22 protein-coding genes and 1 other annotated feature are annotated in these 20,943 nt (G+C 40.8%); of the genes, 5 read left to right on the plus strand and 17 right to left on the minus strand.

Annotation, left to right across the window (positions count from 1 at the left end):
• Positions 1–8: 8 nt before the first annotated feature.
• From pepF to B1K52_RS16510, 11 genes are all read right to left on the minus strand, one after another.
• Positions 9–1,823 carry an oligoendopeptidase F gene (gene pepF / locus B1K52_RS16460; protein WP_077310198.1) on the minus strand — a complete coding sequence of 605 codons (1,815 nt, stop codon included), beginning with the start codon at positions 1,821–1,823 and terminating at the stop codon, positions 9–11.
• Between the two features lie 147 nt (positions 1,824–1,970).
• Positions 1,971–3,074: a competence protein CoiA gene (locus B1K52_RS16465; RefSeq protein WP_179106587.1), complete on the minus strand. Its 1,104-nt coding sequence runs from the start codon at positions 3,072–3,074 to the stop codon at positions 1,971–1,973.
• Positions 3,075–3,181: 107 nt separating this feature from the next.
• Positions 3,182–3,853 carry an adaptor protein MecA gene (gene mecA / locus B1K52_RS16470; RefSeq protein ID WP_077310203.1) on the minus strand — a complete coding sequence of 224 codons (672 nt, stop codon included), beginning with the start codon at positions 3,851–3,853 and terminating at the stop codon, positions 3,182–3,184.
• Positions 3,854–4,133: 280 nt separating this feature from the next.
• Complete coding sequence (gene spxA, locus B1K52_RS16475; protein WP_077310206.1) at positions 4,134–4,529, minus strand: transcriptional regulator SpxA; 396 nt, start codon at positions 4,527–4,529, stop codon at positions 4,134–4,136.
• A 227-nt stretch (positions 4,530–4,756) separates the two neighbouring features.
• Positions 4,757–5,347: a GNAT family N-acetyltransferase gene (locus B1K52_RS16480; RefSeq protein ID WP_077310209.1), complete on the minus strand. Its 591-nt coding sequence runs from the start codon at positions 5,345–5,347 to the stop codon at positions 4,757–4,759.
• A 93-nt stretch (positions 5,348–5,440) separates the two neighbouring features.
• Complete coding sequence (locus tag B1K52_RS16485; RefSeq protein WP_143588907.1) at positions 5,441–6,640, minus strand: putative glycoside hydrolase; 1,200 nt, start codon at positions 6,638–6,640, stop codon at positions 5,441–5,443.
• Positions 6,641–6,828: 188 nt separating this feature from the next.
• Positions 6,829–7,773 carry an ABC transporter ATP-binding protein gene (locus B1K52_RS16490; RefSeq protein WP_077310212.1) on the minus strand — a complete coding sequence of 315 codons (945 nt, stop codon included), beginning with the start codon at positions 7,771–7,773 and terminating at the stop codon, positions 6,829–6,831.
• Positions 7,770–8,819, minus strand: coding sequence for an ABC transporter ATP-binding protein (locus tag B1K52_RS16495; protein WP_077310215.1), 1,050 nt, complete (start codon positions 8,817–8,819; stop codon positions 7,770–7,772). The genes B1K52_RS16490 and B1K52_RS16495 overlap by 4 nt, the downstream gene beginning before the upstream one ends.
• Before the next feature lie 15 nt (positions 8,820–8,834).
• Entirely contained in the window at positions 8,835–9,983 is a 1,149-nt protein-coding gene (gene opp3C, locus B1K52_RS16500; protein WP_077310218.1) for an oligopeptide ABC transporter permease, read from the minus strand.
• Between the two features lie 3 nt (positions 9,984–9,986).
• Positions 9,987–10,913 (minus strand): oligopeptide ABC transporter permease, encoded by a 927-nt coding sequence (gene opp3b / locus B1K52_RS16505; protein WP_077310222.1) that lies wholly within the window; start codon positions 10,911–10,913, stop codon positions 9,987–9,989.
• A 123-nt stretch (positions 10,914–11,036) separates the two neighbouring features.
• Positions 11,037–12,740, minus strand: coding sequence for a peptide ABC transporter substrate-binding protein (locus B1K52_RS16510; RefSeq protein WP_077310224.1), 1,704 nt, complete (start codon positions 12,738–12,740; stop codon positions 11,037–11,039).
• A gap of 334 nt (positions 12,741–13,074) precedes the next feature.
• On the opposite strand from B1K52_RS16510, the gene B1K52_RS16515 reads away from it, so the two are divergent.
• Positions 13,075–13,431, plus strand: coding sequence for a DUF3899 domain-containing protein (locus B1K52_RS16515; RefSeq protein WP_179106588.1), 357 nt, complete (start codon positions 13,075–13,077; stop codon positions 13,429–13,431).
• 55 nt (positions 13,432–13,486) lie between these two features.
• Positions 13,487–13,690: a binding site (T-box leader), on the plus strand.
• A gap of 56 nt (positions 13,691–13,746) precedes the next feature.
• Entirely contained in the window at positions 13,747–14,733 is a 987-nt protein-coding gene (trpS, locus tag B1K52_RS16520) for a tryptophan--tRNA ligase (protein ID WP_077310228.1), read from the plus strand.
• A gap of 33 nt (positions 14,734–14,766) precedes the next feature.
• On the opposite strand, the gene B1K52_RS16525 is transcribed toward trpS, so the two are convergent.
• Both B1K52_RS16525 and fabF read right to left on the minus strand, forming a co-directional pair.
• Positions 14,767–15,519, minus strand: a complete 753-nt coding sequence (locus B1K52_RS16525; RefSeq protein WP_077310230.1) for a YjbA family protein — start codon at positions 15,517–15,519, stop codon at positions 14,767–14,769.
• A 202-nt stretch (positions 15,520–15,721) separates the two neighbouring features.
• A complete protein-coding gene (fabF, locus tag B1K52_RS16530; RefSeq protein ID WP_077310231.1) occupies positions 15,722–16,960 on the minus strand; it encodes a beta-ketoacyl-ACP synthase II in 1,239 nt (412 codons plus the stop codon).
• A 225-nt stretch (positions 16,961–17,185) separates the two neighbouring features.
• Between fabF and B1K52_RS16535 the strand changes: the two genes are divergently transcribed.
• Positions 17,186–17,374 carry a hypothetical protein gene (locus B1K52_RS16535; RefSeq protein ID WP_077310233.1) on the plus strand — a complete coding sequence of 63 codons (189 nt, stop codon included), beginning with the start codon at positions 17,186–17,188 and terminating at the stop codon, positions 17,372–17,374.
• A gap of 18 nt (positions 17,375–17,392) precedes the next feature.
• On the opposite strand, the gene B1K52_RS16540 is transcribed toward B1K52_RS16535, so the two are convergent.
• Positions 17,393–17,983 carry a hypothetical protein gene (locus B1K52_RS16540; RefSeq protein WP_077310235.1) on the minus strand — a complete coding sequence of 197 codons (591 nt, stop codon included), beginning with the start codon at positions 17,981–17,983 and terminating at the stop codon, positions 17,393–17,395.
• A 108-nt stretch (positions 17,984–18,091) separates the two neighbouring features.
• Between B1K52_RS16540 and B1K52_RS16545 the strand changes: the two genes are divergently transcribed.
• Entirely contained in the window at positions 18,092–18,271 is a 180-nt protein-coding gene (locus B1K52_RS16545; RefSeq protein WP_077310237.1) for a DUF2929 family protein, read from the plus strand.
• 28 nt (positions 18,272–18,299) lie between these two features.
• Here B1K52_RS16545 and B1K52_RS16550 read toward each other — a convergent pair whose 3' ends face one another.
• The 3 genes from B1K52_RS16550 to B1K52_RS16560 all read right to left on the minus strand — a co-directional run bounded on the left by B1K52_RS16550 (position 18,300) and on the right by B1K52_RS16560 (position 19,877).
• A complete protein-coding gene (locus B1K52_RS16550; protein WP_256855946.1) occupies positions 18,300–18,626 on the minus strand; it encodes a hypothetical protein in 327 nt (108 codons plus the stop codon).
• 90 nt (positions 18,627–18,716) lie between these two features.
• Complete coding sequence (locus B1K52_RS16555) at positions 18,717–19,028, minus strand: metal-sulfur cluster assembly factor (RefSeq protein ID WP_077310239.1); 312 nt, start codon at positions 19,026–19,028, stop codon at positions 18,717–18,719.
• An 84-nt stretch (positions 19,029–19,112) separates the two neighbouring features.
• Positions 19,113–19,877 carry a prolyl oligopeptidase family serine peptidase gene (locus tag B1K52_RS16560; protein WP_077310241.1) on the minus strand — a complete coding sequence of 255 codons (765 nt, stop codon included), beginning with the start codon at positions 19,875–19,877 and terminating at the stop codon, positions 19,113–19,115.
• A 154-nt stretch (positions 19,878–20,031) separates the two neighbouring features.
• Here B1K52_RS16560 and B1K52_RS16565 point away from each other — a divergent pair, with 154 nt between their 5' ends.
• A complete protein-coding gene (locus tag B1K52_RS16565) occupies positions 20,032–20,859 on the plus strand; it encodes a Cof-type HAD-IIB family hydrolase (RefSeq protein ID WP_077310243.1) in 828 nt (275 codons plus the stop codon).
• Positions 20,860–20,943 lie beyond the last annotated feature (84 nt).

Consider the following 20,943-nt stretch of genomic DNA (forward strand, 5'->3'; position numbering starts at 1 on the left):
TTTGCCTTTTATTTCTGTAACAGCTCTTCCATTTCGTTCAATTTTGCTTCAAATACATCAAGTGCTGAAAGAATCGTCTGCTTGTCGTTCATATCCACACCTGCAGATTTAAGCACTTCAATCGGGTAATCACTGCTGCCTGCTTTTAAGAAGCCTACATATTTATCAACAGCAGATTGTCCTTCCTCCAAGATCTTAGCAGACAACGCTGTAGCAGCTGCATATCCTGTCGCATACTGATATACATAGTAGTTGTAGTAGAAGTGTGGAATACGAGCCCATTCCAACCCAATCTCTTCATCAATTGTCAATTCTTCACCGAAATACTTCTTGTTCAAATCATAATACATGGATGTGAGTTTCTCTGCTGTCAGCACTTCACCATCCTGCTGATGCTTGTGAATCATATGCTCAAATTCAGCAAACATCGTCTGACGGAAGACAGTGCCGCGGAACCCTTCGAGGAAGTGATTAAGCAAGTACAGCTTCTCTTTATCATCTTCCACACTATTTATCATATATTCGTTTAACAATGCCTCGTTACACGTAGAAGCTACTTCCGCAACAAAAATAGAATAATTTCCGTAGCGATAAGGCTGGTTCTTACGTGTATAGTAACTATGAACCGAGTGGCCGAATTCATGTGCCAGTGTAAACAGGTTGTTTACATTATCTTGCCAGTTCATTAAAATATATGGATTTGTACCATATGCACCAGAAGAATAAGCGCCGCTGCGTTTGCCTTTATTTTCTTCCACATCCACCCAGCGATTTTCGAAGCCTTCTTTAAGAATGGATTGATAATCTTCGCCTAACGGCTCTAATCCTTTAAGAACAAGCTCTTTTGCTTCTTCATACGATACCTTCATATCGACACCTTTAACAAGCGGTGTATACAAATCGTACATATGCAAGTCGTCAAGACCAAGTACTTTCTTGCGAAGCTCTACATATCGATGAAGCAGCGGCAAACGCTCATTTACTGCCTCGACTAAATTATCGTACACTTTTTCCGGAATTTTGTTATTATCAAGCGCTGCTTGACGGGCTGACTCATAATTTCTGACCTTTGCGTAGAAATTATTTTTTTTCACCGTTCCAGATAATGTCGTTGCAAATGTATTACGGAATTGACCAAATGTATCATACATGGACTTGAACGCATCTCGACGTACGCGCTGATCACTGGACTCCAAGAACGTGACATAGCGGCCGTGTGTAACATCGACTTCTTCCCCTTCTTCGTTCTTAATGCTAGGGAAAGTAAGATCTGCGTTATTTAGCATACCGAATGTAGCTGCGCCATTATCTGTCACTTCAGAAGCTTGAGCAAGCAATGTTTCTTCCTTCTCTGACAATACATGCGCTCGCTGACGGCTTATTTCGTTTAATGTATGCTCGTACAGCTTAAGATCATCGTTTTCTTTCAGAAAGGCCTCAATACGCGATTCATCTATCGCAAGTAATTCCGGAACAATGTAGCTCATCTTACTTGAAATTTGGGTAATCAATAGCTCTGCTTTGGATTGAAGTGCTTGGTAGTGACCATTTGTTGTGTCCTGGTCATAACGCATATGTGCGTATGTATAAAGCTTACCTATACGCTCTGAAAGCTCGTCCTGCAGCTTGAACATCTGATATAATGTATCTGCAGATTCGTCTAGTTTGCCTTGGAATGCAGAGATTTTGTCTCCGTCTTCAGCTAACGATTTGCGTTCTTCCTCCCATTGTTCATCACTTCCGAATATATTCTCTAGGTTCCACGTGTTCTCCACTGGCACCTCGCTACGTTTTGGTAAAGACTTTGATTTTGCCACGAACATCCTCCTCCAGTACTCTTGCCTTTTTCTGTTCCTAAACTATTTCGTATAATTGGTGGGAAAATCCTTCATTTACAAGCATTTTCTCTCTTCTTATTATATATAAAAACTGCAGTTTCATGCGAAGAAAACGATTGTACAGCGAACTCCTCAAAAAGGGGAAGCTTTTTTCTTCACATAGGAACCATCCTTATTCTGTTCAAACAAGCCTATTTGACAAAGCTTCTCCATATAGGTTTCCACCGGATGCTTATTTGTATGTACGGCAAACGGCTTGATTGCTGTTGCCCATTTTTGGCACGTATATAGCAATTGCGCAATCGTTATATTTTCCCCGACAGTAGCTGGGTGCAATTGATTGAGCCACAAATCTGTTTGCCAAATAAAAGGAGGTACCGACAAGCTGTACTGCGCCTCCACAGGCTGCAAAACAGAAACCGGAATATCCTGCAAAAGATACCCTTTCTCATAAGTTTGCATTATCCATTTTTTCACCGATCTTGGAGCATAAGTTAGCGGCTTTGCGACCGTTCTGCTTTGAAGTTGTTTCCAAGCAAGTTCAATTGCTTGCTGATGTTTGGGAAGAGGATGAAATAACTGAGGAAATCTTGTCTGTTGAAGTGACCGGAAATAAAATTGTCCGACTGTCTGTTTCTTTCCGGTTAGAAGGATATGTTGTACATTGCAAAATGCTTGCGTATCAGCACAATAATAAAGCATCTGCAGAGGCAGGTTTTGTTTTAGTTTCATAAGAAAACGCTGTTCTTTTTTTGGTAAATGAAGCAGATAAGTGGACGTTCGCTTTAAACGGTTTCCGCCAAGAATCCAGACAGCTTTGATTCCTCGCTGCTGGTACACTTCATTCCGGCTAATCAGTTCGTCATCAGAAATAGATGCACATTGATACTCGATGGCCATTTTTTTGCCATCTTTTGCATGTACTAGTAAATCTGGCCTTCTTTGCGCGTTTGGAATACGTTCCTCTACATTCACTGTATAACCTTGGTTTTTCAGCCAGTGATAAAGCTGCAGCTTCCCGCGCAGATGATATAAACCTTCCCCTTTTCCTTCCATTTCACAATCTTGTATATGAACATGAGCAAAATGGGGAATGACTTTCTTTCCTGCTCGTATCTTGACTGGTTTGCGGCAGGCAGGGCAAAAGAAATGTGCTTGGCGGAAAAATTGGATTTGTTCTTTTCGATAAGCAGCAAGCAGAATCATTCTGCCATCATCCAGCTGAGCCTGTAACATGCTAACCACCTCCTCACAACCAGTATACACCAGCTGCAGAGCGAGGAAGAAAAGCGCTGTGAATTTGTATTTTACGCATAAAAAAATAGACATTCTTGTAGGAATGTCTATTTAAGAGGGAAAAACTTCTTCACTTGTGCGAGTGCGTCTTCAGCGAAAATCACCTTGCCATATTCTTCTAATCGATAAATCGTTGTCTGGCAATCATAGCCGAACTCCAGCACCTGACTCAAGAGATTTTCTTGCTCATCATCACCGAGCACACTATCATCAAATTCTACATAAAGCATATACTTATCTTTGTAATGGAATAGTCTATTCTCGATGCCATATGTCTCTTCAAAATAATGGCTAAGCTGAATGACATCTTCAAAGTCACGGAATTGGATTACAAAGGATAGTTCTCCTTCGTCCTCTTCTTCAGCTGCTTCATTGTGGGAGCCGAACTTCTCTTCAAGAACAGAGTCGACTTTATCTTCGACAGATGCTTGAATTGTTTTATCATCTACATTCAGTTCCAAGCTCTCGCCATCTTTGGTAAGTTGAGCTTTTGTCACAACGATTTCTAAACCTTTGTCCATCGCTTGCACTTGAATCCAAAGCGGACCGTCCACACTAAAGTCTTCTTTATAATTCACTTCATCCATCATTTGCCAAAACAATTGTTCACTGCGTTCACGGTTGTACCAGATATCTTCTTTATCAAAACCGCGGTCTTCAATGTCTATATAAGAAATATAAAATTTAATCGTATTTTCATTAATTCTTTCGATTTCCATGGTTTTCTCTCCCTCCAGTAAAGTGGCAGGTGAAAAACGCCCTCTCGCATTTACACTTCCCGCATTCCCTTACCCTCAACCAAACTTTTTCTGTGTCTATTTCTATTTTATGATAAATTGTCCCTAATGGAAAATAGAAAGGCCTAGGATTGCCGAAAAAAGGCGAATGACCCCATTGGGATTCTGTTCATTGTAGCGCATTTCAGATAATTTGTCATCCGCTTTACTCAAAGCAAAAGGGCGCAAATCCCGTGGGATCTGCGCCCTTCAACAGCTAGAACTAGTTGACCATTCGCTGTGCTTCTCGAAGCTGGAATGTACGTACTGTTCTTGGCAGGAAGCGACGAATTTCGTCTTCATTATATCCGACCTGCAGTCGTTTCTCATCAAGGATGATCGGACGTCTTAACAGACCAGGGTTTTCTTGAATCAAGCTATATAACTTTTTCAATGGTAATTGATCTAAGTTCATATCTAGACTTTGGAAAACCTTCGAGCGTGTAGAGATGATTTCATCTGTACCATCTTCTGTCATACGCAGGATTTCCTTGATTTCTTCAAGTGATAATGTCTCGGAGAAGATGTTCCTCTCTGTAAATGGAATATCATGCTCTTCTAACCAAGCTTTAGCTTTGCGGCAAGATGTACAACTTGGTGAGGTATAAAGTGTTACCATTTAAACTTCACTCCTCAATACAGAATATGTTTCTATTTCTTTGCCCATGGAAAGATTTTATTTAAAATAATTTTAATGTAATCTCTCTATGTACAAGTATACTACAGCGGTCAAGTATTTGAAAGACTTCTTAAAAGATACCACAGTTTTTACACAAATATACGTTTGATTCGTTCCTATGGTTCTTGTTTACCCCACTTGCATAATCTAAAACCAATTTTATTAAATTATTTCTTATTATCTTTTAATGTATGGAAAATACTATCCTTTGCAGTATCTTTCTCAAAGCTCAGCACTTCATCAGCTTCCTGATACGCTTTTCCATATAAATCTTTATCTCTATATGTATGAATTTGCTCATACATATTCCGCATCGCCTGGTAGATTTCCTCTTCCGTTTCATCATTTGGAGCCCAGAACAGGATTTCCATTGGATTCTCTTCATTTGTTGCTAAAGAGCGGCGGTTATAACCTATTGCCTGCGCATGCCGGAAGCCTTGTTTCTCGTAAAAACGCAGCCGTTTTTCCGAATCGGAATCTTCATATTGGATAGGCTCTACTTCTAAAAGAATAGGTTTGTTCTTCGCTTTCAGCTTATCAATCAGCTTCCCGCCAACCCCTTTTCCCCGTGTCTTAGCAGAAACATAGACGTAATCAATAAACAGAAAGTGATCAAATTCTGCATACATCAGCACATGATCTTCGCTCTCGTCTTTAAAATATACATCTGCTTTTTCTTTTAGCAGTAACTCCATATGTTCTTTTGATTTCATCTCTTCAATCGGAAAATATTTACTCAGTTTTTCATACCAATTCATAGGGCAGCTCCTTCAAGTGACGTTATAACTAATTATTCCCCAGAGCGCTTGCTCTAAACAAAACAGCCCCTTTTGAAGGGAGCTGTTTTTGTCTTATGGTGTATAATCTACACCCTCTGTGTAACTGTTGCCCGCATTCCAAATGAGAAATTCGTCGATTCCATTCTCATTTAGCGCACGAATTTGATCTTCTACCTCTTGCTTACCGTATTGTTTCGAGGAAACCCATGGTGCTTCAAAATCTTGGATCCAAGGTCTGGATTCTGGAGCATTTTCAAGTTTCCCTAGTACCTCATTCTCAACTTTGGCATACTCAACTGTAAGCTTATACGGATGATCATTTGGAACATCAATACCAAAATAAGAAGTCCAGTGACTCGGATATATCATAGAAGAAATAACATCTACATTAGATGAAATCTTAGAGAAGTTCTGGCCGATACCCGGTGCTTCTTCCAATGTGGCAGAATAGCCGAATATATCCACAGAAGTTTCCACATCATAGTTAGCCAGCTGCTCTTTGGCATAAGTAACAAAGTCTGTCACCGCATGGACACGCTTTTGTACATTGTCTGTATCCTTATCTGCGTAATCGCCATGGTCGTATTGTAATACGTCATCCTTTGATTCAAATCCTTCCGGGAACCGGACATAGTCAAACTGGATTTCTTGGAAGCCCATCATCGCAGCTTCTTTCGCTAATTCAACATTATATTCCCAAACCTCATGCTGGAATGGGCTCACAAATGCTTCTCCGCGTCCATTCTTCCAAACACTTCCATCCGGATTTCGGAAAGAAAGCTCCGGTTTTTTCTCTGCTAACAGTGTATCCTTAAAGACAACAATTCGAGCAATTGGATATATCTTATGCTTTTCTAATTCCTTCAGCATTTTTTGCGGGTCGTCTATATAATCCTGTGCTATATCGTAGTATGGAGATTTTTTATCTGGCTTATATGTAATGTTGCCGTGATCATCCTTAATATCAATAACCATTGCATTGAGATCTGTGTCATCCACAAGCTTTACGAGGCTGTCGAATCTTGCCCCTCCCGCACTAGGACCAGTCACATAAATACCTCTTACAGCGTCTGGGTAGTCAAATGACAAATCCGATGAGTACGTGAATCGTTTCATAACTTGCGGTACTTCATACGACTGAACAGTCGCTGTCCGAGCCTTCAGCTGTTTTGTTTCCAGCGTTTCTCCTTCTTCTGCAGCAAATGCAGCTGTTGGAACAAGAGCAGTGACTGTAAAAGCGGCTGTCAGCATTACATTCTTCCATTTTCCCATTCTATCAATCTCCTATATGTTGGTTACTTTCATTATAAGGGAGATATATGGCAGATGAAACCGCTTTTTTGCAAAACATTGCCGAACTGCGTCATTTGCTGTACTCCCTATTTCTATTTATCCTAATTTACTGAAAAGGAAACCTGAATACACAAAAAATCGCAGCTTTTGGCTGCGATTTTCTATTATTAGTTTGTTACTGTGTTTTGCTGCTCTTTTTTATATGCTTCGAATTCCTTCGTTGTGCATAGCACCCAATGTCTTGGGCTGATTTCACGAAATTCTGGTTCTTCACTTGTATCATGCTGACTTGGATCATACACAATACGTTTGCGATTACGCTCATAAATTGGATCTGGAAGCGGAATGGCAGACAACAAAGAGCGTGTGTATGGGTGAACTGGATTTTTGTACAGCTCTTCTGCATCAGCAAGCTCAACCAGCTTACCGAAATACATAACACCAATGCGGTCACTGATATACTTAACCATAGAAAGATCATGGGCAATGAACAAGTACGTTAGGCCCTTTTCTTTTTGTAGCTTTTTCATCAAGTTAACAACCTGCGCTTGAATTGATACGTCCAGGGCAGAGATTGGCTCATCAGCAATGATGAATTCTGGATCTACAGCCAGTGCACGTGCAATTCCTAAACGCTGACGCTGCCCGCCGCTGAATTCATGAGGATAACGGCTCGCATGCTCTTTATTCAAGCCTACTGTCTCTAACAGCTCATAAACTTTTGCTTTTCGTTCTTCCGCATTTTTCGCAAGTCCGTGGATATCAATACCTTCTGCGATGATATCCATTACCGTCATACGCGGGTTTAGAGAAGAATACGGATCCTGGAAGATCATCTGCATCTGACGGTTGAATTTCTTCAACTCCGACTTGTTTTTCTTCCCTTGAACATTATCGCCTTTAAAAAGTACTTCTCCATCAGTGGAATCATACAAACGGATGATAGAGCGGCCAGTTGTCGATTTCCCACAACCCGACTCTCCAACAAGACCGAATGTTTCTCCTTTATAAATATCAAACGTCAATCCATCTACTGCCTTGACGACGTTATTTTTCCCGAGTTTGAAATGCTGCTTCAAATTTTTGACTTCAACCAATTTATTCTGACTCATGATCGCGTCGCCTCCTCAGAATGATCCATTGAATCAATACGTTTCTTCACTGACGCGGGCGGCTCAACCTTCGGTGCATCTTCATGCAGCAGCCAAGTAGCCGCATAATGCGTATCAGACACCTTAAACATCGGTGGCTCCTCTACAAAATCAATCTCAAGAGCAAAACGATTACGTGCTGCAAAAGCGTCACCTTTTGGAGGTGCAATCAAATCGGGAGGAGTACCTGGGATTGCAAATAGCTCCTCTTCGTCACTCTCTAATGTTGGCATGGAACCTAAAAGCCCCCATGTGTACGGATGCTTCGGATTGTAAAACACTTCATCAACAGTTCCCGTTTCCACTATCTTCCCTGCATACATTACCGCAACGCGGTCTGCAATGTTGGCAACAACGCCAAGGTCGTGAGTAATGAAGATGATGGAAGTGTTTACTTTCTCTTGAATATCTTTCATGAGATCAAGAATTTGCGCTTGAATTGTTACGTCCAGCGCTGTAGTAGGCTCATCCGCAATCAGTACGCGCGGGTTACAAGCAAGTGCCATTGCAATAACAACACGCTGACGCATGCCGCCAGAAAATTGGTGCGGATATTGTTTCATACGCGCTTCTGGATTCGGAATTTGTACCAAGTCCATTAGCTCTATTGCTTTTTTATGCGCTTCTGCCTTGCTTAGTTTTTGATGTTTCAGCAGGCCTTCCATAATTTGAGTGCCGACTTTCAAGGTAGGATTCAGAGAAGTCATTGGATCTTGGAAAATCATTGCAATGTCTTTACCACGAATCTTCTGCAGATCTTTATCCTTCATTTTCGATATATCATTATTATCAAATTTAATACTTCCATGTTTAATAAAGCCATGTGGCTTTGGGAGCAATCCCATTAACGCTTTTGTAGTAACAGATTTACCTGATCCTGATTCACCTACAATCGCAAGTGTTTCCCCTTCATTCAGATGTAGATTCACGCCTCTGACTGCTTGAACTTCACCACTGTACGTATTAAAAGAAACATGCAAATCATTGACTTCTAGGAGTCTATCCATAAATTTCACCTGCTATCATTTTTTATTCAGTCTTGGATCAAACGCATCACGGACACCGTCACCGAGAATATTGAATCCTATCATTATCAAGGAAATTATTACAGCTGGGAATACTAATATAGATGGTGTTGTCTGCAATGCTGCAAATCCATCATTAATTAACGTTCCTAGTGATGCTGCTGGTGACGGTAACCCTAGGCCGATAAAGCTTAAGAAGGATTCAAAGAATATAGCTGATGGGATAGAGAACATTGTATTAACAATGATTAGACCCATCACATTCGGAATTAAGTGTCTCAAAATAAGTCTTTTATCCGGAGCACCGAGTGTTCTCGCAGCAAGAACAAATTCTTGTCCTTTTAATTTCAAAATTTCACCTCTAACAATTCTGGCCATACTTGTCCAACCTGTTATGGTTAGTGCAATAATTATAGCCCAAAGACCAGGTTCCAAAATTAAAATCATGAGGATGACGACTACTAGATTCGGTATACCTATAACGATTTCTAAGAAACGCATCATGATATTATCGACTTTCCCGCCATAATAAGCGGCGATACCTCCATAAAGAACCCCTATCACCAAATCAATTAATGCTGCAACAACTGCTATTAGGAGTGATACTCTAGTACCATCCCATGTTCTCGTCCATAGGTCACGACCAAGTCTGTCTGTACCAAAATAAAAATACTCATTTTCATATCCACTAGCAGCATACTTATTGTAGGTAGCTTCTACTTCAGCTGAGTTTGGTGTTCCATTTCCTTCACTAACTATATCAAACGAAATGAAATCCTCATTTTTATATTGCAGCGATGCCTTTTGTTTCGCTGTTTCTACGTTGTTACCATTAAATGTCTTTGACTCCATTCCATCTAATCCGAGCCAAGATATATTCTCAAGTACAGGAATTCTGGGACCAAGCAATGATCTGTTTAAATCCTGTTCGCGGGTAGTATAGTCACTGAATATTGGAGCAAAAATACTCATTAAAACGATAACAAGTAAGACCACAACCGCTATCATTACAAATACATTTTTCCTTAAACTCCGAAAAGCATCTTGTAAAAGCGTGCGACTCTCTCTTACAATATTATCACTTTGTTCATTAGTACGATCTACGCGTTTGAATAGTTTCTGATCAAATTGTTTTTTATTTTCCATGCTTTATTTGCCTCCAGATATTCTAATTCTAGGATCGATTATTCCATAAAGGATATCTATAATTAGAATCATGGCTATAAATACTACAGCAAAAAACAGTGTCGTACCCATAATGACCGGGAAATCATTTGTTACAACAGATGAAACAAACTGTTGACCAATCCCAGGTACAGAAAAGATTTGTTCAATTACCAATGTACCAGTTAGCAAGCTGACTGCAAGAGGTCCTAAAACTGTAATCAAAGGAATTAATGCATTTCTAATACCGTGTTTAAAAACGACTGTAGTACCAGTTAACCCTTTAGCTCTTGCTGTAGTAATATAATCTTGATTTAGAACTTCAATCATCTCTGTTCTTACAAAACGTGCACATGTTGCAAGCGGGAAGATAGCTAAAGCGATAGTTGGAAGAATTGTATACTCAAATCCATCCCAAAATGCTACCGGTAACCACCCTAACTTAACAGCAATGAAGTATTGCATAACCCCTGCAAAAATGAAAGAGGGAATTGATGTACCTAAAACAGCAACAACAGTTGATGCGTAGTCTGTAAAACCATTATGGTAAACAGCAGATAATAGCCCTAATGCGACCCCAAGTATTGTACCTAGTAGCAACGCTTGAATACCTAGCTGAGCAGAGGCAGGGATACCCTCGCCCAATATACTTGTTACAGGTCTATTATCAAATTGGAAAGAAATCCCCAAATCCCCTTGTACCAATCCTATTAAGTATTTTCCATACTGAACAGGAATGGGATCATTTAAGCCATAGCTTTCCAATATAATCTCCCTCTGTTCGGGGCTAAGCTTATCTGCAGCTGAAAGCGGCGTCCCTGGAAGGAACTTCATTAAAATAAATGAGATTGTAGCAATTAAAAATAACGTTATCACCATGTATATTAACCGTTGTCCAATATACCGAGCCATGATAGCCTCCTAATATGTTTGAATTTTTACTCTATTTAGACAATATTCTACAATGGGAAAGAGAGTATAAACTATCAGGCGTTTATACTCCCTTAACCAACACTTCAAATATAAGTTGTTAACTTATTGTGCATTTTCTGCCGCTGCGTTATCGGCATATGCCCACTTGTATTCCCAACGTGCACCAGTTTGGTTCTTATATACATTTTGAAGCTTTGGACTGATCAAGTAAGAGCGACCGTCCTGATAAATAGGTGCAATTGCAGCATCTTCCATTAGAATTTTCTCTGCTTCAAGTGCATCGTTCCAGCGAGCTTCTGGATCAAGAGCATTTTCATTTACAGATCTCTCAACAGCAGTATCATATGCTTCACTAGAGTAATTCATATGGTTATTCTCTCCTTCAGTTTCAAACAAACTTAGGAAAGTATATGGGTCAACGTAATCTGGATTCCAACCCGCAACTTCAATGTCGTAATCTTCTGCTGTGTCTAGCTCTAATCTTTGTTGGAACGGTACTTTCAACGTTTTAACAGTAAGACCTTCTAGATTTGACTCCAACTGCTCTTGGAAATAGTCAACCATTTGAGTGGAAGTAGTTGTATCACCTGTAAGGATTTCTACAGTCACTTCTTCTGTACCTAGCTCTTCTTTTGCTTTCTCCCAAGACTCTTTCGCAGCGTCAACATCATAAGTCAAATAGTCTCCACTTGCTTCACGGAAGTCTTGACCATCTTCACTTGAGTAGAAACCTGCTGGAATCAAGCCATTGATTTCAGTAGAACCGTTGTTCAGCACTACATCAACTAGGCCTTTTTTGTCAATAGCCTGTGCAATAGCCTTACGTGCATTGATATTTGCTAGTGGCGTATCTTCGCCATTTCGTTCTTGGTTAAGTTTCAAATACCATGGACCTGCTTCCAAATAAGTAGCAAAACCAGGGTCATTAATCTTTTGATTTACAAATTCAGAAGATAATGGTGTACGGTCAATTTCTCCAGTATCGTACAAGTTGACACCTGTAGCTAAATCTTTAACAACTTCTACATTAATTTCTTCTAATTGAACTGTATCTGCATCCCAGTAATCTTCATTCTTTACAAATTTAAAACTACTTCCATGATTCCATTCCGTCATCTTAAACGGACCATTTGAAATCATTGTATCTGCTTCAAGGGCGAACTTATCACCTTGTTCTTCTACAAACTTCTGATTAACAGGGAAGAAAGTAGTGAAAGCAGTAAGAGATTCGAAATAAGGAACTGGCTTTTCAAGTTCTACAACAAGCTTGTAATCGCCATCTGCTTTTACACCAAGTTCAGATACATCTTTCTCACCTGTTGCAATAGCTTCAGCATTTTTAATAACGCCGCCCATCATGTACGGACCATATTCAGACTTTGTTTCTGGATCAACAGCTCTTTGCCATCCGTAAACAAAATCATGTGCTGTAACAGCTTCACCGTTACTCCACTTCGCGTTATCGCGTAGATTGAATGTCCAAGTTAAAGCATCTTCACTAACTTCAGGCTCACCTTTGGCAATACCTTCAGAGATTTCGCCATCTTTCATACGGTAAAGTCCTTCATATGTTTCGGAAATCCATTGACTTCCTGCTGTGTCCGTTGAAACTTGCGGATCCATAGAAGGAATGTCCGTTGATTCTGTAAGGTTGAATACCTGTTCGCCATTCGCAGATCCTGAAGCGCTGTCTCCGCTTCCGCTGCCGCCATCTCCGCCGGAGCTATCAGACCCACCGGAACATGCTGCTAAAAATGAACTAAGTACTAAAACAAGTGCAACTAATAGCCAGTTCTTCTTTCTCATGTAAAACATGACCTCCCCAAAAATTCTAAATTTTATCAACTTTCAACGAACAACTTGTTCGCAATTAGAATTATACAAGTTTTCTCACAATTTGTGCACCCCTAAATTTATAGCAATTTTACAAAAGTGCGAAAACATTGCATTTTCATAACAATAAACAGGACTATATACCTAGTTTATTTTACTGATTTTCCTCTTTATTTTATGCTTTTCACACAATTTACAGAATTAGATTCTTAAAGACCGCTACTTTTACCCAAATGTTCGATTACTAAAATACTAGGAAGCACATATGCTATAATGGTTCATCATATTACGAAGGCGGTTATATATTTTGTTTGGTAAAGGGCATTTTATCTTATTAACGATCAATTTAGTCATCACATTTGTTCTATTTCTGGCTTCAGATGAACAAAATCTGCTTACACTTATTAACTCTTTCTTTTATGTAGCTTTTTTCTATTTTGTCGTTGCTTTACTTTTATTTGTTGTTAAAGGCAGAGTGCTCGATGGAATTACGAGAAGCTTTCGCAGATTCGGTAAAATGATGAGCAAGGGTTTATTAGATTTTGAAGAAAATGGAGAGCCGTCTCAATGGGTGAACCGCTCATTTCTACGCTACATGCAGTTCCAAGCAGCCGTCCTAATCGCACTAATGCTCATCTTGCTTGCAATATATTACCTCATTTGACAGACCGGCTTGCAAACCGGTCGCAAGATGCATATAATAGTTAACTAACAAGTTTTAAAAAGCGAAGATGAAAATGTAGTACGGTACTCCTCTAGTTGAAGAGAGCTCGTGGCTGGTGAGAACGAGCACTATGGGTAGCGGAAATTGGGTTTTCGGAGCTGCGGGATTGCCTCCCGCCGTTTTGGCAGGCGTTAACTGCGTAAAGTGATCCTCATTAGAAGGATAATTAGGGTGGCACCGCGGTCTATTCGTCCCTGCATGCAAGCAGGTTAGCGAATGGATTTTTTTATGGACTTTTTTAGGAGGAAGATGACAATGAAGACAATCTTTTCAGGTATTCAGCCAAGCGGCAGTTTAACGCTTGGTAACTATATTGGTGCTCTTAGCCAATTTCCAACATTACAGGAAGAAAATCAATGCTATTTCTGTATTGTAGATGAACATGCGATTACAGTACCGCAGGACAGATTAAAGCTGAAAAAGCAGATTCGCTCACTCGCAGCTCTTTATCTGGCTGCTGGAATTGATCCAGAAAAATCGGTTCTTTTCATCCAATCGGAAGTGCCTGCGCATACACAGCTGGGCTGGATGATTCAATCGATTAGTTATATCGGAGAATTAGAACGGATGACACAATTCAAAGATAAATCAGATGGCAAGGATGGCGTCTCTGCTGCTTTGCTTACGTATCCCCCGCTGATGGCTGCTGATATTCTTCTATACAATACAGATATTGTACCTGTCGGAGATGATCAAAAGCAGCATCTGGAATTGACAAGAAATGTGGCGGAGCGGTTCAATAATCGATTCAACAACATATTCACTGTTCCAGATATCCAAATCACCAAAGTTGGCGCGCGTATTATGTCTTTACAGGAGCCAACAAAGAAAATGAGCAAGTCAGATACAAATCTAAAAGCTTCTATCTTTATCTTAGATGAACCGAAACAGATTGAGAAGAAAATTAAGAGTGCCGTTACGGATTCTGAAGGCGTCGTACGCTACGATAAAGAAAATAAACCAGGTGTCAGCAATTTGTTGACGATTTACTCTGTTGCGACAAACAAAACGATTGCAGAAAGTGAACAAGAATTCGCCGACAGTGGTTATGGCGATTTTAAACAAGCGGTTGCCGATGCTGTTGTGAATATGCTTGCTCCGCTGCAGAAGCGTTATTATGAATGGTTGGAGAGCGATGAATTAGACGAGGTGCTTGACAAGGGCGCAGAACGCGCACAGGCTGCTGCTAATAAGACGTTAAGAAAAGCTAAAAAAGCGATGGGATTAGGTCGCGGCAAATAAAAATGACCGGCAGCTAAAACTGCCGGTCATTTTTTATGAGGTTTTCGCCTGGTCATTTTGCTCTAGTTCCCATAATTTTTCGTAGAATGGCTGTCCTTTCACCATCTTTTCACATAGTTCTTCTTGTTTTCTGCTCCAGCCAATGGAAACACCTTCGTATAGTTTCTGCCACGCTTCTTGGAAGTTCAGGGATCGATTCACATGATATTCCTCCGGCTTCCATTCCGTCAGCCAGTAGCGGACCTGTTCGAGGTTTTCGCTCGTTTCCAGCTGATCCATCGCCATCATAAGCAGCTGTTTTAACTGTCTTTCCTTTCGTGTCAGCCCAACCATCAAGTCTGGCTGCAAAGATAAGATATGATACTGCTTCTCCTCTTCATCTATACGCCAATCGAAACTTTCCGGCTGCGAATCTTCAATCATCTGATAAACAAGTCTTTCCTGACGAGGAATAAGTCTGCTTTTTCGAACAGGAGTGATATACCCCATCGTATCAATGGCCAGGATTGCTTTACCGTTCGTTATGATGCATGCATAATCGATGGCAATTCGTTCTTGATTTTTTCGCAAGAAAGCTTTTCGGTGAATCAAATCCAGCATTGCTTTCGGCAACTCTTGTAAGTCATTTTCAATGTAGGCGAACAGCGAATCTTCTATGTAGAGCAGTGGTACTTGATCCAGCAGTTCGATACCATCTTCCTTACGCCACTCATGGAATGAGCATACGTTATAGCCATTTTCTTCACCTTCGAACCAATTCACCCAAATATCATGCATAAATAACATAGATAACCCTCACTTTGCTTTTCGATTCTGCTAATCCGACACTGGTACGCACTTGCATGCTGCTATATCTATTGGGTGTAGGGAGCGCGTGCCGTGTGGCTTGTAGTAGGATACATTATGACCAACCAGCAAAGTTTTATTCTTCTGAACCATGAATCAAGTAACAAAAAAAACCTCCTAATTAGATAGGAGGTTTTTGCGTTTATTGATATTGCTTGAATACAAGAGCAGCATTGTGGCCGCCAAATCCAAGTGAATTGCTTAATGCTGCACGAACAGCTTGCTCACGCTTCACATTTGGTACATAGTCTAAATCACAAAGTGGATCTTTCTCTGACTGGTTGATTGTTGGCGGAACAACCGCATCCTGAATGGATTTGACACAGATAATCGCTTCAACTGCTCCAGCAGCTCCAAGCATATGTCCTGTCATTGATTTCGTTGAGGAAATAGCTGTTTGATAAGCATGATCTCCTAACAGCTGTTTTAAAGCAGCCGTTTCGAATTTATCATTCAATTCTGTGCTTGTCCCATGGGCGTTAACGTAATCGATATCTTCCGCTTGCAACTCCGCGTCTTCCATCGCTTGACGCATAGCACGGACAGCTCCTTCGCCTTCTGGAGCTGGAGCTGTAATGTGGTAAGCATCACCTGAAGAACCGTATCCTGCGATTTCTGCGTAAATTGTTGCACCGCGTTCTAGTGCGGACTCAAGTGATTCTAAAATTAAGATACCGGCTCCTTCTCCCATAACGAAACCATCACGGTTTGCATCAAATGGACGGCTTGCTGTAGCTGGATCATCGTTAAAGGAAAGTGCTTTTGCAGCAGCAAAACCAGCGAATGCCATTTTGGTAAGCGGCGCTTCTGTACCGCCAGTAATCATGATATCTGCATCTCCGCGCTGGATAACTTTAAAAGCATCTCCAATGGAGTTTGCACCAGATGCACAAGCAGTAACCGTACAAGAGTTAATACCTTTCGCACCAAGCTGAATGGATACTTGTCCGGAAGCCATGTCCGGAATCATCATTGGGACGAAGAAAGGACTCACACGGCGTGGACCCTTTGTCATCAGTTTCTCGAACTGTTCTTCATATGTTCCCATACCCCCAATACCAGATCCGATCCACACACCGATACGGTTTGCATTTTCGTCGGTAATAGAAAGCTTCGCATCTTCTACCGCCATCTTACTTGCAGCAACAGCATACTGTGTGAATAAATCCATCCGTTTCGAATCTTTCTTTTCCATATAATCTTCTGGATTGAAGTCTTTTACTTCCGCTGCCACTTTTGCAGGGTAGTCGTCTTTATTTACTCGGGTAAGATGGTCTATACCCGATTTTCCTTCTAAAAGGTTCTGCCACATTGTTGCAGCGTCATTTCCTACTGGTGTCACTGCGCCAATACCTGTGACAACAACTCTTTTCTTTTCCATACGTTTGTTCCTCCTCCTTCAGCAAAAATACTTGCTGAAGCTGTTCTAACTGGTTGAAATAAAATATGACCATACTTATATAGATAAAGTGCATAATCTGAGATATATTGTAACGTATTTTTGGTGTTCTGTAAGCTTAAAATATATAACAAACTTTCTTTTGCTAGGTAGAGGCATAGCCAAGAGGCACTTTCCAGACATATTGTAACGTATGGAGGTGCGTTGATGAAACGAAATAATTCCCGTATGGACGCTTTTTTATTTGGTACTAGGAAGCAAGAGGCTGTGAAGGAGGAACCAAAAAAAGAGTTTAATTTAATGGAGACTGCCGGCACACTTATGGAAACGTATGACCAGCTTTCTCCATATGTAAAACACGTAAAGAAACACGCCATGAAATTTCTTTCAAAATAAACTGTACGGAGCAGGGGCTTATTTATAAAATTGACTGAATTTCGCATAGTGTTGATGTAAAGCGGTTAAATCATCCTTCAGATTGCGCGTAAAGGCAATAACTGTCCGATCTTCCTGCTCCGGACAGACCTCTTTAGCATAGAAACGATAGTTCTTGGATCTCGTATCTCCCGCTAGCAGTTTGCTGACAGTTTGCATGACTGGCTGGATCGGCAGCGCATGTGCACGGAAAAAGGCATCATCAAAAGGAATATTCTTTCCCTCCCATTGCAGTGCGTCTGTGTCTCTTGGCATCCATTCCCCATACAAGATCGGCAGCAGAATTTGTACTTCTGCATTTGTATCATCTGATCTATGATAATGCAAATCCACACGTTGGGCTCCAACTTGCCTTTCTCCTTCTCCAAAAAATGTCACATAAGCAGCATAATCTTTCTTTTGGATACCTTCCTTAAACAATGCATGCCGCCCAAGATACATACTCAAATGTGCTTCCTTATCGGATAAGACGGAAGAATGGATACCTGTTACTTCATGCCCTTCTTCCAATAATGTTTCCACCAGGTGATAACCTTCAAAAGAATAACAGTTGTCAATCAGAAAATGCATACCAGACCACCTCTTCTATTCATGTGAGCAAATGCACAAGAATCGTTTTCTTTTTAGCCGGAACCTGCTATGATAGAAGTATATGTGTGAATAATAGAGGTGATACTAATGCGATTTATCGTAACCATTATTTGGGGATTCGTTCTTAGTGCTGTTGCAGCGTTCGTACTGACAAGTATGTCTGGTGATCCTTATGACATGTCACTTGTGATCGTCATGACAATTATCTTCAGTCTAGGTGTCTGGACTGTATCTGCTGTACTTCCAAATGCGGAAGACAATGAATAAAACCTTGCCAACTGGCAAGGTTTTTCTATTACCATGGAATCAAGCTAAGTGCAGCTAGACCAGCGAGCGGCAAAACTAATCGGCGCAGTCGATTGCGCGGACCGTATCCGTAACCATATCCGTAGCCATATCCCGGATAACCAGGATAGCCATATCGATAGTCATCTTGCTCGACATAGTCATACTGTTCCGAAGCTGGTATTGCGAGATGGATATACTCGTCATCTACATCTAAGATGATACCATCCATCTGATAGCCATCCATTAACTGAACCATTACATACTGATGTTTATGCTGCTTACATTTATCCATCATCTGCTTTAATTGCGGATACTGTTCATAAGAATGTGTCACGATGAACCTTCCCCCTTTTCACCCACAGCCTATGCAGGGAAAGGTTTGGTTGTGCAAAAAAACCTCCTGCTTATGCAGGAGGTTTTTGCATCAATCTGGAATTCCGAGCGCTATTTTAGCATAGCGGGACATACGGTCTTTAGACCATGGCGGACTCCACACAATATTTACTTTCGTTTCTTTAACTTCGGGAATATCCATTAAAACTCGTTTAACATCCTGTTCAATGTGACCAGCAAGCGGACAGCCCATTGCTGTTAATGTCATCGTTACGATGCCTGTACCGTCTTCATCTATGTCTACGCCGTACACTAATCCAAGGTTCACGATATCAATTCCAAGTTCGGGGTCGATAACGTTCTCCAGTGCACCCATCATATTCTCTTCTAATGCCTGATTCATGTCTGCTCCTCCTTTAAACCAGTTCGAATAACTGTTTGTCTGCATCTATTTAAACATATTTTCGTCAAAATAGAAATAAACTCCTTACAATACCGTCTCTAGCCATGCTGTGCCGGCCAGCATTGCTTTTCTGGAAACCTTATGACCCGTACCTGCTTCTGACACGTAGGTGAACTGATCAGGGCTTTTCGCTTTTTGTTCCATTATCTCGTAAAAACTTCGAGAATGTTTATACGGAACGACTGGATCTTGATCACCGTGCCAGAAGAACAGCGGCCGGCTGCCGATTGTTTCCGGTTGAAGTGACAAATCAATCTTTTCGAGCTGTGTGTAAAGTTTTTCTAACTCGTCATCTGCAACATTCATTTGCATACCCGATTGTTTTACTGCTTCTACCATTCCTCGTGCAAAAGCAGAAATTTTTGGTGATCCCATCATGACCATACCAGCATTTACCCAATCAAATTGTGTCAGTGCTGCACAAGTCGTAATTCCGCCCATACTAGTACCACCGATTGCAAAACGATTATCCTGAATGAAGCCATTTTCGGATGCGTATTGATAAATCCGCTCTAAGTCGTGAAGATTTTCCTTTACGATTGCGAAAAATTCCAGCTGACGCTTACTGCTGCTGATAGCATCTTCTCGTATCCCGTGGTGCAGCGCTTCGGGTAATAAGACTCGATAGCCTTTTTCTGCAAGCATATAAGCCATTGGTAAATTATGTTCTCTTGCGCTCGTGAAACCGTGGAAATATGTAAACACTGGAAGTTCCTGACCTTCAGCACCCGCTTGTTCAACTCGAAGCAATGGTACCTCGTTCCAGACTTCTTCTTTAATGACGATCATTTACTTCATCCTCTTCTTCATTTTCCATTACCTACTGTTTCATCTTAGTTGTCCTGATGTTTTTTGTAAATTGATACTCCTCCGTCTTGACGATTTCTTTACAGATAAAGAAGAGAGAGATACACTATAATGTACAATACAGAGGTGATAAATAATGGAGAAACATTTAATAGCACTAGATTTAGACGGAACACTGTTAACAGATGATAAACACATATCTGAAAAGAACAAACAAGCAATTGAAGCAGCTATACGAGCAGGTCATGTTGTCGTTATTGCAACAGGAAGACCGCATCGGGCTTCTCTCGCTTACTACCGAGAACTAGGTCTTACCACTCCAATGGTTAATTTCAATGGTGCGCTCATTCATCATCCTGACGAAAAAAAATGGGATGCTGTTCACTCACCTATGCCAATTCGTACGGCGAGGAAAATCGTCGAAACTTGCCATAGGCTCGACGTCAAAAATATCATCGCTGAAGTCATGGATGATGTTTATATTGATCGGTACGACCAATACTTATTAGATCTGTTTCATTTGGAAGAGGAAGATGATCCGATTAAAGTCGGCAGTTTAACATCCCTGTTGCAGGATGATCCTACATCTTTACTTATTTATCCACACGAAAACCAAGTTGCTTCCATACGGGAAACGTTAGAACAAGAGCATGCCGAGGTGATTGAACACCGACGCTGGGGAGCACCTTACCACATAATTGAGATTATCCGTAAAGGCCTAAGCAAGGCTGTTGGTCTCCAGAAGATTTCCCACTATTACGGCATCCCGCAAGATCGCATTATTGCTTTTGGCGATGAAGATAATGATCTGGAAATGATTCAATATGCAGGTGCAGGCGTAGCAATGGGGAATGCAATTGCGCCTTTAAAGGAATTGGCCAATTATACAACTGGTACGAATATGGAAGATGGTATTGCATCCTTCCTTCATTCTTATCTAAAACTTGAAACGCCAGCAAATTAATTGGGAATTTTTTCATCTTATAATCTATCCGTTATGGGTGCAAAATAAGAGCGTAATCGGGTAAAGCCGGTTATGCTTTTACTT

It is taken from the genome of Terribacillus halophilus (genome assembly GCF_900162685.1).
In the GTDB taxonomy this organism is placed as follows: Bacteria; Bacillota; Bacilli; order Bacillales; family Amphibacillaceae; genus Terribacillus; species Terribacillus halophilus_A.

Bases quoted from the DNA above. Each gene is read 5' to 3' on its own strand.
- opp3C (WP_077310218.1), bottom strand. From the start codon at position 9,983: ATGGAAAATAAAAAACAATTTGATCAGAAACTATTCAAACGCGTAGAT.
- B1K52_RS16540 (WP_077310235.1), bottom strand. From the start codon at position 17,983: ATGCATTTTCTGATTGACAACTGTTATTCTTTTGAAGGTTATCACCTG.
- B1K52_RS16495 (WP_077310215.1), bottom strand. From the start codon at position 8,819: ATGGATAGACTCCTAGAAGTCAATGATTTGCATGTTTCTTTTAATACG.
- opp3b (WP_077310222.1), bottom strand. From the start codon at position 10,913: ATGGCTCGGTATATTGGACAACGGTTAATATACATGGTGATAACGTTA.
- mecA (WP_077310203.1), bottom strand. From the start codon at position 3,853: ATGGAAATCGAAAGAATTAATGAAAATACGATTAAATTTTATATTTCT.
- B1K52_RS16560 (WP_077310241.1), bottom strand. From the start codon at position 19,877: ATGATCGTCATTAAAGAAGAAGTCTGGAACGAGGTACCATTGCTTCGA.
- B1K52_RS16555 (WP_077310239.1), bottom strand. From the start codon at position 19,028: ATGAATCAGGCATTAGAAGAGAATATGATGGGTGCACTGGAGAACGTT.
- spxA (WP_077310206.1), bottom strand. From the start codon at position 4,529: ATGGTAACACTTTATACCTCACCAAGTTGTACATCTTGCCGCAAAGCT.
- B1K52_RS16490 (WP_077310212.1), bottom strand. From the start codon at position 7,773: ATGAGTCAGAATAAATTGGTTGAAGTCAAAAATTTGAAGCAGCATTTC.
- B1K52_RS16535 (WP_077310233.1), top strand. From the start codon at position 17,186: ATGAAACGAAATAATTCCCGTATGGACGCTTTTTTATTTGGTACTAGG.
- fabF (WP_077310231.1), bottom strand. From the start codon at position 16,960: ATGGAAAAGAAAAGAGTTGTTGTCACAGGTATTGGCGCAGTGACACCA.
- trpS (WP_077310228.1), top strand. From the start codon at position 13,747: ATGAAGACAATCTTTTCAGGTATTCAGCCAAGCGGCAGTTTAACGCTT.
- B1K52_RS16565 (WP_077310243.1), top strand. From the start codon at position 20,032: ATGGAGAAACATTTAATAGCACTAGATTTAGACGGAACACTGTTAACA.
- pepF (WP_077310198.1), bottom strand. From the start codon at position 1,823: ATGTTCGTGGCAAAATCAAAGTCTTTACCAAAACGTAGCGAGGTGCCA.
- B1K52_RS16480 (WP_077310209.1), bottom strand. From the start codon at position 5,347: ATGAATTGGTATGAAAAACTGAGTAAATATTTTCCGATTGAAGAGATG.
- B1K52_RS16485 (WP_143588907.1), bottom strand. From the start codon at position 6,640: ATGGGAAAATGGAAGAATGTAATGCTGACAGCCGCTTTTACAGTCACT.
- B1K52_RS16525 (WP_077310230.1), bottom strand. From the start codon at position 15,519: ATGTTATTTATGCATGATATTTGGGTGAATTGGTTCGAAGGTGAAGAA.
- B1K52_RS16510 (WP_077310224.1), bottom strand. From the start codon at position 12,740: ATGAGAAAGAAGAACTGGCTATTAGTTGCACTTGTTTTAGTACTTAGT.
- B1K52_RS16465 (WP_179106587.1), bottom strand. From the start codon at position 3,074: ATGTTACAGGCTCAGCTGGATGATGGCAGAATGATTCTGCTTGCTGCT.
- B1K52_RS16545 (WP_077310237.1), top strand. From the start codon at position 18,092: ATGCGATTTATCGTAACCATTATTTGGGGATTCGTTCTTAGTGCTGTT.